The sequence below is a fragment of the Halomonas rhizosphaerae genome (assembly GCF_030010555.1).
Taxonomy (GTDB): Bacteria; Pseudomonadota; Gammaproteobacteria; order Pseudomonadales; family Halomonadaceae; genus Halomonas; species Halomonas rhizosphaerae.
On record NZ_JASCQP010000021.1, the window covers coordinates 162,598 to 176,593 of the forward strand.

Genomic DNA, 13,996 nt, shown 5'->3' on the forward strand with positions numbered 1-13,996 from the left:
GCGCCTCAGGCCTCGCCCAGCAGGCCGAGGCTGGCCGCCGGGGCCTGGCGGCGCAGGCCCCGGGAGAGCAGGTGCCCGATGAGGCCGATCAACAGCGCGCCGGCCGGTGGCAGGGTCAGCCACAGCAGCCAGTGGACCCGGGGGGCCAGGTCGAACCAGGCCAGGTAGATCCCGGCGGTTGCCAGCTCCGCCAGCAGGGCACCCATCAGCCCGCTGGCCAGCCCCAGCACGGCGAACTCCGCCGCTTGCATTCGCGACAGCAGCCGATTGCTGGCCCCGAAGACCCGCAGCAGGCCACTCTCGTGGGCCCGCACCGGCAGGCTGGCGGTCAACGCCGCATAGAGCACGCTGATGCCGGCCAGCAGCACGAAGCCCAGCACCAGCTCCACCGCCCGGGTGACCTGGGTCAGCACCTCGCGCACCTGGCCGAGGATGGCATCCACGTCGAGCAGGGTGACGCCCGGGAACTCCCGCACCAGGCGGCGCGTCAGGTCGCGGTCGTCGTCGCCGAGATGGAAGGCGGTGATGTAGCTGTGGCCGAAACGCTCCAGGGTCCCCGGGGGGAAGATCACGTAGAAGTTCGGCCGGAAGCTCTCCCAGTCGAGGCTGCGCAGGCTGGTCACCTCGCCGGTGACCTCGTCGCTGCCGATGGTGAAGGTCAGACGATCGCCCAGGGCGAGGCCGAGGCGCTCGGCCAGGCCATCCTCCATGGAGATCGGCACTGCCGCCTCGCTGTCCGCGGGGCGCGGCTCGGCGGCCACCTCGTCCAGCCAGCCGCCCGCCGACGCCAACTGCCCTTCGGCGAACCATTCACCCGCCACCACCCGGTTGCCCTCGGGCAGGGTCTCGCGCCAGGTCAGGTTGAGTTCGCGACGCAGGGCGTTGTCGCCTCGCGACTCGGCGGGCACGGCCTCCTGCGGGGCCTGGTCGTTGATGGCGGTAAGACGTCCGCGGACCATCGGATAGAGGGCGCTGCGGGCATCCGTGGCCCCGGCCAGCGCCGAGGAGAAGGCATCGCGCTCCTGGGGCTGGATATTGAGGGCGAAGTGATTGGGGGTGTCCGCCGGCAGCTGGGCCTGCCAGGTGGTGAGCAGATCGCCGCGCACCAGGGCGATCATCGCCACGGCGAAGAAGGTCACCGAGAAGGCCAGCAGCTGGCCGAGGCTCGCCTGGCGGCGCCGCGCCAGCTGCTGGCCACCCAGCCGCACGGCGGTGACCATGCCATCCGCCGGGCCGCGGCCGCGCGGCAGCCGGGCAGTGCCCCGCAGCACCAGGCCCAGCAGTGCCCCGCCGAGCCCCCAGAGCACCACCAGCATCACCAGCCCGCCCAGCAGCAGGCCGGCAGCCAGCCAAGGGTCCCCGGAGTAGAGCCACAGCAGCCCGCCGAAGACCAGTGCCGCCACGCCCACCACCAGCCAGGCCGAGGGCGGCAGCGGGTCCAGTTCACGACGCAGCACCTTGAGGGCGCTGACCCGCTTGAGGCGCAGCAGGGTCGGCCCGGCAAAGCCGGCCAGTACCGCCAGCGCGGTGAGCACCCCGAGCCACAGCGGCAGTATGCCGGGCGCCGGCAGGCTGAACGGCAGGAAGGCCGACAGCAGCCGCACCAGCAACGCCTGTCCGGCCAGCCCCAGCAGGGCCCCCAGCGCCGAGGCCGCCAGCGCCAGCCACAGCAGCTGCAGCACGAACAGCCGCAGCAGCTCGCGCTGGGTGGCGCCGAAGCAGCGCAGCAGCGCCGCGGTATCCAGGTGGCGGTCGACGTAGCGGCGGGTGGACATGGCCACGGCGACCCCGGCCAGCAGCACGGCGGCGAGCCCCGCGAGGCCGAGATATTTCTCGGCCCGCGCCAGGGCATTGCCCAGTTGGGGGCGGTCGCTGCGCACGTCACGCACCTCCACGCCCTCGCGGCGCAGCCGCTGCAGCAGCGGCTCGACGCGGGCCACCGCCTCGGCGCTGCCGGCGGCCAGCAGCTCGAACTCCACCCGCGAGCCGTCCTGGACGAGGCCGGTCGCGTCCAGGTCGTCGTGGTGCATCATCAGGCGCGGATTGAAGCTGCCAAAACCGGCCGACTGGTCGGGCTCGCGCTCGATCACCCCGCCCACCTCGAGCTCAGTCTCCCCCAGGCGAATCCGGTCCCCCACCTCGAGCTTCATCAGCAGCGCGAGACGCGGTGCCACCCAGGCCTCGCCCGGCGCCGGGCCATGGGCCAGCGACTCGATGCCGTTGCCGCGGTCCACCCGTGCCGTGCCATAGTGCGGATAGACGGCGTCGACCACCTTGAGGCTGGCTGGCTGGAAGCGGTCACCGCGGCTGACCATGGAGACCATGTCGACCTGGTCGGAGAGCGTCAGGCCGGCGTCCTCGAGGGCCCGGCGGACCGCCTCGTCGAAGGGCCGGCCCTGCTCCAGTACCACGTCGCCGCCCGAGAGCTGGCCGGCCTGGCGGGTCAGGCCGCGGTCGAGGCGGTCAAGAAAGAAGCCGATCATGGTCGACGCGGCCACCGCCAGCGCCAGCGCCAGCGCCAGGGCACGCACGTCGGCGGCGCGCAGGTCACGGATCAGGCCCCGGGCCGAGAGGCGCAGCAGGGCCGGCCAGGCGGTGCGGCTCATGCCATCACCTCGTCGCGCGCCATCTCGACCAGCCGGCCACCCTCCAGGCGCAGGCAGCGATCGCAGCGCCGCGCCAGGGCGTGGTCATGGGTCACCAGCACCAGGGTGGTGCCGGCCTCGCGGTTGAGCGAGAACAGCGCCTCGATGATGCGCTCTCCGGTGACCGGGTCCAGGTTGCCGGTGGGCTCGTCGGCGAACACCAGCTCGGCCCCGGTGACGAAGGCCCGGGCCAGGGCCACGCGCTGCTGCTCGCCGCCGGAGAGCTGCTTGGGCAGGTGGTCCAGGCGCTCGCCGAGGCCGACGCGGGTCAGCCAGTCGCGGGCCCGGGCCTCGGCCCCGGGGGTCGGCGACAGCTCCAGCGGCAGCAGCACGTTCTCCAGGGCCGTCAGGGTGGGCAGCAGCTGGAAGTTCTGGAACACGAAGCCCACCCGCCCCGCCCGCAGGGAGGCCCGGCCATCCTCGTCGAGCGCGCGCAGCGACTGGCCGAAGAGCGACAGCTCGCCGCCGCTGGGCGTGTCCAGGCCGGCCAGCAGGCCCAGCAGGGTCGACTTGCCGGCCCCGCTCTGGCCGAGAATCGCCACGCTCTCCCCGGGGAACACTGCCAGCGACAGGTCACTCAGAATGCTCAGTCGCCGCTCACCGCTCTCGACCTCCTTGGCGAGACGGTCGGCGTGTAGAATCGGTGAGGCATCCGTTCGAGAGGAGATGGACATGGCAAAGGGCTTCCCTGTAGGTGCGTTGGGCCGACATGCACCCGGCCGGCTCGCGGGGCGCTGGATCACGTCGGTCTGGTTGACGCTACTCTTGTCGATGCTGTTGCTGGCCGGCGGGGCGGCGCAGGCAGCCCCCCGACCGGTGCTGCTGATCATGGGCGACAGCCTGAGCGCCGCCTACGGCATCGAGCAGGACGCCGGCTGGGTCAGTCTGCTGCAGGCGCGCCTGGACGGGAAGGCGCAGGTGGTCAACGCCAGCATCAGCGGCGAGACCTCCAGCGGCGCCGCTGCCCGCCTGCCCGACCTTCTCGGACAGCATGAACCCGATATCGTTGTGCTGGAGCTCGGCGGCAACGACGGCCTGCGCGGCCTGCCGCCGGGCCAGTTCGAGGCCAACATGACCGCCATGATCGAGGCCAGCCAGGCGGCGGATGCCGAGGTGCTGCTGCTCGGCATCGACATCCCGCCCAACTACGGCAGGGCCTACCGCGACGCCTTCACCGGGGTTTACACGCGGCTGGCCGACGACTTTGAGCTGCCGCTGGTGCCTTTCCTGCTCGAGGGCGTGGCCCTGGAGGACAACCTGATGCAGGCCGACGGCATCCATCCCACCGCGGCTGCCCAGCCGCGCATCCTGGAGAACGTCTGGCCACGACTCGCGCCACTGCTCGAGGCCAACGGTGCCGTCGTGGCGAAGACGGCTCAGGACTGAGCCACTGGCGCGGGGGTCTTCTGCCACTGCTGCAGCGCGAGCCCCCCGAGGATCAGCACCAGGCCCACCAGGGTGGAGGGCAGGATCGGCTCGCCGACCACCAGGAAGAGCAGCAGCAGCGACACCGGCGGCGAGAGGAAGATCAGGTTGGAGACCTTCGCCGTGCGCGAGACTCGATGGACGGCCAGTTGCCAGAGCACGAAGGCGATGCCCATCTCGAAGAGCCCCACGTAGATGCCGGCCCCCAGCGCCGTCCAGCCGTGCCAGGCCATGCCCGGCCCGGCCAGCAGCAGCACGGTGAGCACCGGCACGCCGACGCTGAAGTTCTGCCACTGGGCCACCAGCGGCGGGCGAGGGTCGCGGGCGTTGAGCAGCCAGTAGAGCGCCCAGAGCAGCGTCGAGGCGAGTGCCAGGCCGACGCCGAGCGGGTCGGCGAAGGCCACGTCGAACACCGCCCCGCGGGTGGCGATCACCCACACGCCGGCATAGGCGATCAGCCCCGCCAGCACGTCGATGCGGGTGAGCCGCTGGCCCAGCAGCGGCACCGCCAGGAAGGCCATCGCCAGCGCCCAGGTGTAGTTGAGGGCCATGGCCTCCTGGCCCGGCAGGCGGTCATAGGCGCCGAACAGCACCAGGTAGTAGGCCACTGGATTCATCAGCCCCGCCCAGGCGGCGGTGCGCCAGCCGTGCCTGAACGCCTGTCGCAGCAGCCCCTGCCGCGCCACCAGCACGCCGATCAGCGCCCAGGAGACCAGCGAGGCCAGCCACATCAGCGCCAGCGGCGACATGTGGGCAAGCGCCACCTTGAAGGCGGTGGCCACCGTGGACCACAGCGCCACCGCCCCCAGCCCGAAGAGCATCGCCTGGCGATCACCGGTCATGGGCCTCGGGCTCACCGGTCGAGGTGTCCCAGGTCACGGCCGGGGGCGAGGCGGTCGCGCACCGCTTGCTTGAGGGCCTTGATGTCGGGGAAGCCGCCGTCGCGCTTGCGCTCCCAGAGCGACGCCTCGTCGCAGAGGATCTCGAAATGGCCGCCATGGGACGGCACCAGGGCCACCTCCTCCAGGTCCTCGCCGAAGGTGGAGAGCAGCTCCTGGGCGTACCAGGCGCTGCGCAGCAACCACTGGCACTGGTTACAATAGTGGATTCGGATACGTGACATGAAACCTCGAGTGTCGCGACAATGGCCACCCGATGATACCAGTCAGGGAGTTCCGATGGCCGCCCCCGAGATCAGCCAGACCCGCCTCTTCGAGTGGCTCACCGGTGACGAGGACAGCCGGATGTGCCGGGACATCCCGGACGCGGCCTGCGACGAGCAGCCGCACAACTTCTTCCTGCACCTGCTGGCGGCGCTGGGCAACAAGCTGGCCGACGAACTCTCCAGCGCCCGCCTGGTGCTGCCCTGGCTGCTGGGGGTGATCGGCGCCCCGCTGTGGATGGTCGGCCTGCTGGTGCCGATCCGCGAGTCTGGCGCCCTGCTGCCCCAGCTGTTCGTGGCCGGCTTCATCCGACTCAAGCCCGAGCGCAAGTGGGTCTGGGTGCTGGGCGGTACCCTGCAGGCCCTGGCCGCCGCCCTGCTGGCCCTGCTGGCCCTGTTCGGCAGCGGGGGCATCGGGGGTGGCCTGGTACTCGCCGTACTGGTGGCGCTGTCGCTGGCCCGCGGCCTGTCATCGATCGCCACCAAGGACGTGATGGGCAAGACCATCGCCAAGCAGCGCCGCGGCACCCTGATGGGCTGGAGCGGCAGCGTGGCCGGCGGCGTGACCCTGGCTGCGGGCGGAGTGCTGATGCTGTTCGGCGACCGCCCCGGGGAGCTGGCGCTGGCCGTACTGCTCGGGGCGGCGGCGCTGGGCTGGGCCGTCAATGCCCTGTGCGCGGCGCGCATCAAGGAGACCCCGGGGGCCGTGGAGGGCGGCGAGAATGCCTGGGACAGCATCAAGCTGGGGCTGCGCCTGCTGCGCGACGACCGCGCCTTCCTGCACTTCAACCTCTCCCGCGCCCTGCTGCTGGCCAGCGCCCTGGCCCTGCCCTATGTGGCGCTGCTCGGCCAGCAGCAGAGCGGGGCCGAACTCGGCGGCCTGGGGGTGCTGATCGTGGTCTCCGGCCTGGCCGGCATGCTGGCGAGCCCGGTATGGGGCAAGCGCGCCGATGCCTCGAGCCGCCGGGTGATGCGCGACGGTGGCCTGGGCACCGCGGCCGGCTGCCTGCTAGGGGCGGCCTTCGCCTGGCTGCCCGGCGCCTGGAGCGAAACCGTCTGGCCCTATGCGCTGGTCTATGCGCTGCTGGTGATCGTCCACGCCGGCGTTCGCCTGGGCCGCAAGACCTACATCGTCGACATGGCCGGCGCCGACCGGCGCGCCCTCTATGTGGCGCTCTCCAACACCCTCACCGGCGTGCTCATGCTGGTCGTGGGCGGCCTCGTCGGCCTGCTGGCCCAGTGGCTCGGCAGTGCCGGGCTGCTGGCAGCCCTCGCCCTGATGGGCCTCGGCGCGGCCGCCAGCGCCCAGCGCCTGCCCGAGGTGGAATGACCCACCGGCACGCCGGCGCGTTGAAATCCCGACGCCGGCTGGCCATGATGAGGGCAATATCCCGCTCCTTGCCGCCATGCGCTGCGCCAAGGGCACCGCGACAGGAACCCCCTGCATGAAACGATCCCCCCTGATCAGCCCGGAACTGCTGGAACGCATCATCGATGCCTCTGAGGACGGCATCGTGGTCGCCGAGCAGGAGGGCGACGAGAACATCCTGATCTACGTCAACCAGGGCTTCGAGCGCCTGACCGGCTACAGCGCCGACGAGATCCTCTACCAGGACTGCCGCTTCCTGCAGAACGAGGACCGCGACCAGCCGGGGCTCGATACCATCCGCAAGGCCCTGAAGGCGGGTCGTCCCTGCCGCGAGGTACTGCGCAACTATCGCAAGGACGGCACCCTGTTCTACAACGAGCTCTCCATTACTCCCGTCTACGACGAGGACGACCACCTCACCTACTATGTCGGGGTGCAGAAGGATGTCACCGAGCGGGTCGAGGCACAGCTGGAGCTCGAGCGGCTCAAGGCCGAACACGGCCTGACCTGAGACGCCGTGACGCGGCGGCGAAAAAAGTCTCCCCAGGGGCTTGTCCTCGGCGTTCCTTGAAGCTATATAGCCAGCAGGCAACGGGCGTTGCCTGCTGGCGCTTCAGGTTCCGCACCCGGGACGGGAAGCGATCGAATGATCCGCCGGACCTTGCAGCGTTCGGCCCCGGGCCATGGGAGGACGTCGCATGAGCCATGAACCCCTTCTCGACACCGACGACGATGATCAGGACTACCTGGAAGCGGTCAACGACGACTACGGTCGCGTCCGCCCCAGCAGTCGTGCCGATACCCTGAGGGCCCGCCGACGCGTGGAGGCTCTCATCGAGGAGCGTCGCCTGCGGCGCGCCATCGAGGACGACTGGGCCCTCGAGGAAGAGGAAGAGTAACCCCTGCCCGTCTCCCGGGGATGCTGGCCTTTGGCGTCCCCGGGCTCTATCATCGTGGCCACTGACATCCCCCAACGAAGTGGCTTTCCATGGCGCAATACGTCTACACCATGAACCGGGTGGGCAAGGTCGTGCCCCCCAAGAAGCAGATCCTCAAGGACATCTCCCTGTCCTTCTTCCCCGGCGCCAAGATCGGCGTGCTGGGCCTCAATGGCGCGGGCAAGTCGACCCTGCTGCGCATCATGGCCGGCGTCGACACCGAGTTCGAGGGCGAGGCCCGTCCCATGCCGGGCATCAATGTCGGCTACCTGCCCCAGGAACCCCAGCTCGACGATGACAAGAACGTCCGCGAGACCGTGGAAGAGGCCCTGGGCGAGATCAAGGAGGCACAGGAGAAGCTCGACGCCGTCTACGCCGCCTATGCCGAGCCGGACGCCGACTTCGATGCCCTGGCCGCCGAGCAGGCGCGCCTGGAGAACATCATCGAGGCCTCCGACGCCCACAACCTGGACCGCAAGCTGGAAGTGGCCGCCGAGGCCCTGCGCCTGCCGCCCTGGGAGGCCCGCGTGGGCCACCTCTCCGGCGGCGAGCGGCGCCGCGTGGCGCTCTGCCGCCTGCTGCTCTCCAGCCCCGACATGCTGCTGCTCGACGAGCCCACCAACCACCTGGACGCCGAGTCCGTGGCCTGGCTGGAGCGCTTCCTGCATGACTACAGCGGCACCGTGGTGGCCATCACCCACGACCGCTACTTCCTCGACAACGTGGCTGGCTGGATCCTCGAGCTCGACCGCGGCCAGGGCATCCCCTTCGAGGGCAACTACTCGGGCTGGCTGGAGGCCAAGGAGAAGCGCCTCGAGCAGGAGGCCAAGCAGGAGGCCTCGAAGAACAAGGCGATCAAGCACGAGCTGGAGTGGGTGCGCAGCAACGCCAAGGGCCGCCAGGCCAAGAGCAAGGCGCGCCTCAACCGCTTCGAGGAGATGCAGTCCGGTGACTTCCAGAAGCGCAACGAGACCAACGAGATCTACATTCCGCCCGGCCCACGCCTGGGTGACAAGGTCATCGAGTTCCACGACGTGGCCAAGGCCTTCGATGACAAGCTGCTCTACGAGGACCTGACCTTCACCGTGCCCAAGGGCGCCATCGTCGGCATCGTCGGCGGCAATGGCGCGGGCAAGTCGACGCTGTTCAAGCTGATTACCGGCAAGGAACAGCCCGATGCCGGTGAGGTGGTGGTCGGCGAGACCGTCGACATCGCCTACGTCGAGCAGCTGCGCGACGCCCTGGACGACAAGCAGACGGTGTGGGAGGCGGTCTCCGACGGCCAGGACATCCTCAACATCAACGGCTACGAGGTCTCCTCGCGGGCCTACGTGGGGCGTTTCAACTTCAAGGGCAACGACCAGCAGAAACGCCTGAACGAGCTCTCCGGCGGCGAGCGCGGTCGCCTGCAGCTGGCCCAGACCCTCAAGCAGGGCGCCAACGTGCTCTTGCTCGACGAACCGTCCAACGACCTGGACATCGAGACCCTGCGCGCCCTCGAGGAGGCCCTGCTGGCCTTCCCCGGCTGTGCCCTGGTGATCTCCCACGACCGCTGGTTCCTCGACCGCATCGCCACCCATATCCTGGCGTTCGAGGGCGACTCCCACGTGGAATTCTTCGAGGGCAACTACACCGAGTACGAGGCGGACCACAAGAAGCGCGTCGGTGACGACACCCCGCACCGCATGAAGTACAAGCGTATTGACGCCTGATGGCTCGCAGGCCATGCTGATGTATTAGCCCCGTCTGTTGTCTTTACAGGCGGGGCTTTTGCTTGCTGGTTGGTGTTATCCACTCTGTCCACCCTCGCTGGCGTCGCCTTGCAAGGATGTCTCGATGATCGCTCTGCTCCACTACCCGCTGCAGGTCACCAAGGCGTTTCGCCAGAGTATCGCCTACCTGCCCAGCCTGCTGGCGTTGGCCTATTTCCTGGTGGGATTACTTGCAGTGGTGCCGCACGAAGGATTCATTTCGATGCCCGGCTGGCTCGACTTCGTGCGCTTCAACGACAAAGACACCTTGCGCACGCTGCTCTCGACGCTGATCGCCGGCATGATATCGCTGGTGGTGTTCAGCTTCTCGATGGTGATGTCGGTGCTATCCCAGGCCGGTGGCCAGTTTTCCCACAAGCTGGTCTTCGGCCTGGTGACCGAGCGCCACCATCAATGGGTGCTGGGCAACTATCTGGGTACCATCCTGTTCATCCTTATGCTCCTGATGGTGCCGGAAAACGGCGGCTCTCCCGGCACATGGCGCTCGCTTGCCGCCTATCTGGGAGTGGCCATGGTCATCCACTGCCTGGGCCTGTTTGTCTACTTCATACATAAGGCCTCCCAGACGGTTCAGGTCAACTCGGTGGTCGCCGGCCTGCATCTGGCCACGAGCCGTTCACTGGCCAGCCTGAAGCATCGTCAGCAATCGCCTCGCTACATGCGGATGGCCGACACGATACCTGCGGCGGCAGCCGCGTCGTGTCACCGTTTCGAGATTCGCTCACGCCAGACCGGATTCATCCAGAACGCCAACTTTGCCGAGCTCGCCAAGCTTGCCGCCAGCTTCGATGGGGTGATTCATCTGAATTTCTCCCCGGGAGACTTCACCCTGGCCGACTTTCCGCTGCTGTACGTCGATGCGCCTGCCGAACCCGACCGCGCCTGTGCTGACGAGGTGCTGGCACATCTGCTGTATGGCGAAGGCGAATCGATCGAGGACATCCACGTGCACGGCCTGACGCAACTGATGGAAATGGCGGTCAAGGCGCTGTCGCCCGGGATCAACGACCCGGGTACCGCCCGCCTGTGCATCAATCAGCTGACCGACCTGCTGCGGCGTCGACTAGAATTCGCCCCCTGCAACGCCATGGTGGATCAGCACAACCGGGTACGCGTCACCTGGCCGGTGGAAAGCTTCGAGAGCCTGATCTACCGGGTCTTCACGCCGATCCTGCATTACGGGCAGGACGATGTGACCATCGGCCTGAGCCTGCTGAAGTCCGTGAAGAGCCTTTCGCTGTATGCACAGGACTCGGACTGGCGACTGTTGCAGGCCTATGCCGACCGAATCATCGGCACCCTGGCCGACGCCGCCCACCATCGCCTGGACCGGGACTTCATCAGCGCGCGCTTGAACAGCGGTGAGCATCGCCTCGAGCTTCCTGACTACCTCGACTATCACGAGTAGAGTCTCGGCTCGCCTTTGGGCCGGGTCTTGAAGCGCCGGTGCAGCCAGAGGTACTGCTCCGGGTGACGACGGATCGCCGCTTCGATCACCGCGTTGATGCGGGTGGCATCGGCCACCTCGTCGCCGCTGGGGAAGTTCTCCAGCGGCGGCAGGTACTCAAGGGTATAGGTGCGGTCGTCGGGGTTGCGGTGGAAGATCAGCGGGATCACCGGGGCGCCGGTCATGCGCGCGATGCGCGAGGTCATCTTGACCGTGGCCGCCGGGATACCGAAGAAGGGGGCGAAGACGCTGGCATCGCGGCCGAAGTCCTGGTCCGGGGAGTACCAGACGCCGTGGCCGGCCTTGATGCGACGCACCACCCCGCGCAGGTCGTGACGGTCGAGGACCGCATCGAAGTAGGGTGCCCGGGCGCGACTCATGAAGCGGTCGAAGAGCGGGTTGTCATGGGGGCGCTGCACGGCGTCGGCGCGGAAGTAGAGCGAGTGCAGCGCGGCCCCCAGGTCCAGGGTCGAGAAGTGCACCCCGAGGATAAGCGCCCCCCTCCCCTCGGCCTGCAACCGGGCCCGGTGCTCCTGCCCCAGGAAGGTGACGCGGTGATGCAGGTGCTCGGGATCACGACACCAGCCAGTCGCCGTCTCGACGATGCCGATGCCGTTGGCGACGAAGGTCTCGCGCACCAGCCGCGCCTGCTGCGCCTCATCGAGCTCCGGGAAGCAGAGGCCGATATTGGTCTCGGTGATATGGCGACGACGCCCGGCGAGGCGCCAGGCGGCAAGGCCGATCGCCCGGCCGACCCACAGCTTCAGCCGCCAGGGCAGCCAGGCCACGACATGCATGGCCCCGATGGCCAGCCAGGTGGGCCAGTAACGCGGATGGGCGAAGGAGCTGTGGGGGGTGTCGTCCCTGTACATGTGGCTTCCCATGGTGCGGTGGTCAGTGCGCGCCATGATAGCGCCTGGGCACCCTCGGCAGCACCCCGGTGAGCAGGGTGTAGCTGATGGTGTCACAATGGCGGGCCACCTCGTCCACCGACAGGAGCACGCCGTTCGCGGCGCGCCCCCAGAGCACCACCTCGCTGCCGATGCCCGCCTCGGGAATGTCGGTGATGTCCACCGTCAGCATGTCCATGGAGACCTTGCCGGCGATGGCCGTGCGTTGACCGTCGACCAGCACCGGGGTGCCGTCGACCGCGTGCCGGTCATAGCCATCGCCGTAGCCGCAGGCGACCACGCCGATCCGCGAGGGGCGTGGCGCCTTCCAGCGCCCGGCATAGCCCACCGGCTCACCCGCCGCGAGCTCGCGCACGGCGATGATCGCGGAACGCAGGGTCATCACCGGCGCCAGCCGACGGCTCGCCTCGTTGGAGGCCTCCAGCGGGTCGCTGCCGTAGAGCATCACCCCCGGGCGGTTCCAGGCGCCGTGCGCCTCGGGCCAGGCGAGGGTGGCGGGCGAGTTGGCGAGGCAGGTGGGCGCCTCGAGCCGTATCGCCAGGTCGTCGAGCAGCTCGAGCTGGCGCCGGAAGTCGCCGGTCTCCAGGGCATCGGCGCTGGCGAAGTGGCTCATCAGGTGCAGGTCGCAGGCGTGGTCGGGCGCCGCCGCGAGACGCGCCCAGACCTTCTCGGCCCGTTCCGGCGGGAAGCCCAGGCGGTGCATGCCCGAGTCTACCTTGACCCACACCGGGATGGGGCGCGCGGGGCGATAGGCGAGCAGCGCCTCCAACTGCCAGTCGGCGTGTACCGCGATCCACAGCCCCAGCGCCTCGACCCGCTCGAGCTCGGCGGCCTCGAAGATGCCCTCGAGCAGCACGATCGGCGCCGTGATGCCCCCCTCGCGCAGGGTCTGCGCCTCCTCGAGGCAGGCCACGGCAAAGGCCGGCGCCAGGTCCTCGAGCGCCCGGGCGCAGGCCACGGCACCATGGCCGTAGGCATCGGCCTTGATCACGGCGACGGCGCGGCTGTGGGGGGCCTGGTCACGGGCCAGGCAATAGTTGTGACGCAGGGCGTCGAGGTCGATGTCGGCGATCAGCGGCCGGGCCATGGTCGGGGTCCTCGAGCGGCGATGGGGAACGCCACGATTATCCCCCAAAGGCCAGCCGATTTCACGGCATCACCAACTGGCAAGCGTGCCTGAGGCAGGATAAACATCAGATAAAGGGGCGTGATGACGGTTCGATCATCTGCCCATCATGAAGAAGAGGGACGACGGTGCCGGAGAGGCCTCCGGCACGCGACGTCACTCGAAGATGGCATCCAGCGAGAGGCCCTGCTTGTCGAGCATGCGGCGCAGCTTCTTGAGCGCCTCTACCTGGATCTGGCGAACCCGCTCGCGCGTCAGGCCGATCTCCTCACCGACCTGCTCGAGGGTCGCGGCCTCATGGCCGCGCAGACCAAAGCGGCGCACCACCACCTCCATCTGCTTCTCGGTGAGCTCGGCCAGCCACTCGTCGACATGCTGGCGCACGTCGCCGTCCACCAGGGTGGATTCCGGGCCCTGGTCATTGTCGTCGGCCAGGGTCTCGATCAGCGGCTTGTCGCTCTCGCTGCCCATCGGGTAGTCGACAGAGGAAACCCGCTCGTTGAGGCCCATCATCTTCTTGACGGTCTCCACCGGCTTGTCGAGGTAGTCGGCGACCTCCTCGGCCGTGGCCTCGTGATCCAGCTTCTGGGTCAGCTCGCGGGCCGCCCGCAGGTAGATGTTGAGTTCCTTGACCACATGGATCGGCAGCCGGATGGTGCGGGTCTGGTTCATCAGCGCCCGCTCGATGGTCTGGCGAATCCACCAGGTGGCGTAGGTGGAGAAGCGGAAGCCGCGCTCGGGGTCGAACTTCTCCACCGCGCGGATCAGGCCCAGGTTGCCCTCCTCGATCAGGTCGAGCAGGGTGAGGCCACGGTTGAGATAGCGCCGGGCGATCTTCACCACCAGGCGCAGGTTCGACTCGATCATCCGCGAGCGGCCCAGCGGGTCACCCTTGCGCGCCAGGCGGCCGTAGAAGACCTCTTCCTCCGGCGTCAGCAGCGGCGAGAAACCGATCTCGTTGAGGTAGATCTGGGTGGCATCGAGACTGTGACGGTGATGCCGATCCTCGCGGCTCAGCGCCTTCTCGAAGGCTTCCTCATCGCCGACCACCGCCTCCTCGTCCTCGATGTCCTCCCGCTCCAGCTCATCCTCGGTCTCGACAGCGTCCTCATCCGCCTCGTCGGCGGATACCAGATTCACATCCTGAAGGTCCCGTTCAAGCATGCTCATCGATTGCTACCCCATGGTTGCGACAGGGCGT

The 13,996-nt window shown here is 68.7% G+C and carries 13 protein-coding genes; 6 read left to right on the plus strand and 7 right to left on the minus strand.

The features are described from left to right. Positions 1-5: 5 nt before the first annotated feature. On the minus strand, positions 6-2,606 hold the full coding sequence (locus QLQ83_RS07510; RefSeq protein ID WP_282734892.1) for an ABC transporter permease: 2,601 nt from the start codon (positions 2,604-2,606) through the stop codon (positions 6-8). After that, positions 2,603-3,319 (minus strand): ABC transporter ATP-binding protein, encoded by a 717-nt coding sequence (locus tag QLQ83_RS07515; RefSeq protein WP_282734893.1) that lies wholly within the window; start codon positions 3,317-3,319, stop codon positions 2,603-2,605. Before QLQ83_RS07515 ends, QLQ83_RS07510 begins: the two co-directional genes overlap by 4 nt. On the opposite strand from QLQ83_RS07515, the gene QLQ83_RS07520 reads away from it, so the two are divergent. Next, a complete protein-coding gene (locus tag QLQ83_RS07520; RefSeq protein ID WP_411971118.1) occupies positions 3,318-4,031 on the plus strand; it encodes an arylesterase in 714 nt (237 codons plus the stop codon). The two genes, QLQ83_RS07515 and QLQ83_RS07520, sit on opposite strands and share 2 nt — an antisense overlap. Here the strand turns inward: QLQ83_RS07520 and QLQ83_RS07525 are convergent. After that, positions 4,022-4,912, minus strand: coding sequence for a DMT family transporter (locus QLQ83_RS07525; RefSeq protein WP_282734894.1), 891 nt, complete (start codon positions 4,910-4,912; stop codon positions 4,022-4,024). The genes QLQ83_RS07520 and QLQ83_RS07525 overlap by 10 nt on opposite strands. Positions 4,913-4,923: 11 nt before the next feature. Then, on the minus strand, positions 4,924-5,193 hold the full coding sequence (locus QLQ83_RS07530) for an Rdx family protein (RefSeq protein ID WP_282734895.1): 270 nt from the start codon (positions 5,191-5,193) through the stop codon (positions 4,924-4,926). A gap of 55 nt (positions 5,194-5,248) precedes the next feature. On the opposite strand from QLQ83_RS07530, the gene QLQ83_RS07535 reads away from it, so the two are divergent. The 5 genes from QLQ83_RS07535 to QLQ83_RS07555 all read left to right on the plus strand — a co-directional run bounded on the left by QLQ83_RS07535 (position 5,249) and on the right by QLQ83_RS07555 (position 10,719). Then, positions 5,249-6,562 (plus strand): MFS transporter, encoded by a 1,314-nt coding sequence (locus tag QLQ83_RS07535; protein ID WP_282734896.1) that lies wholly within the window; start codon positions 5,249-5,251, stop codon positions 6,560-6,562. Between the two features lie 115 nt (positions 6,563-6,677). After that, positions 6,678-7,112 (plus strand): PAS domain-containing protein, encoded by a 435-nt coding sequence (locus tag QLQ83_RS07540; protein ID WP_282734897.1) that lies wholly within the window; start codon positions 6,678-6,680, stop codon positions 7,110-7,112. A gap of 187 nt (positions 7,113-7,299) precedes the next feature. After that, positions 7,300-7,500, plus strand: coding sequence for a PA3496 family putative envelope integrity protein (locus QLQ83_RS07545; protein WP_282734898.1), 201 nt, complete (start codon positions 7,300-7,302; stop codon positions 7,498-7,500). Between the two features lie 89 nt (positions 7,501-7,589). Continuing rightward, positions 7,590-9,251 (plus strand): energy-dependent translational throttle protein EttA, encoded by a 1,662-nt coding sequence (gene ettA / locus QLQ83_RS07550; protein ID WP_282734899.1) that lies wholly within the window; start codon positions 7,590-7,592, stop codon positions 9,249-9,251. A 58-nt stretch (positions 9,252-9,309) separates the two neighbouring features. Further along, complete coding sequence (locus QLQ83_RS07555) at positions 9,310-10,719, plus strand: DUF2254 domain-containing protein (RefSeq protein ID WP_282734900.1); 1,410 nt, start codon at positions 9,310-9,312, stop codon at positions 10,717-10,719. Here QLQ83_RS07555 and lpxL read toward each other — a convergent pair. The 3 genes from lpxL to rpoS all read right to left on the minus strand — a co-directional run bounded on the left by lpxL (position 10,710) and on the right by rpoS (position 13,965). Continuing rightward, positions 10,710-11,630: an LpxL/LpxP family Kdo(2)-lipid IV(A) lauroyl/palmitoleoyl acyltransferase gene (gene lpxL, locus QLQ83_RS07560; RefSeq protein ID WP_282734901.1), complete on the minus strand. Its 921-nt coding sequence runs from the start codon at positions 11,628-11,630 to the stop codon at positions 10,710-10,712. The two genes, QLQ83_RS07555 and lpxL, sit on opposite strands and share 10 nt — an antisense overlap. A 22-nt stretch (positions 11,631-11,652) precedes the next feature. Further along, on the minus strand, positions 11,653-12,756 hold the full coding sequence (alr, locus tag QLQ83_RS07565; protein WP_282734902.1) for an alanine racemase: 1,104 nt from the start codon (positions 12,754-12,756) through the stop codon (positions 11,653-11,655). Between the two features lie 195 nt (positions 12,757-12,951). After that, a complete protein-coding gene (gene rpoS / locus QLQ83_RS07570) occupies positions 12,952-13,965 on the minus strand; it encodes an RNA polymerase sigma factor RpoS (RefSeq protein ID WP_282734903.1) in 1,014 nt (337 codons plus the stop codon). Positions 13,966-13,996 lie beyond the last annotated feature (31 nt).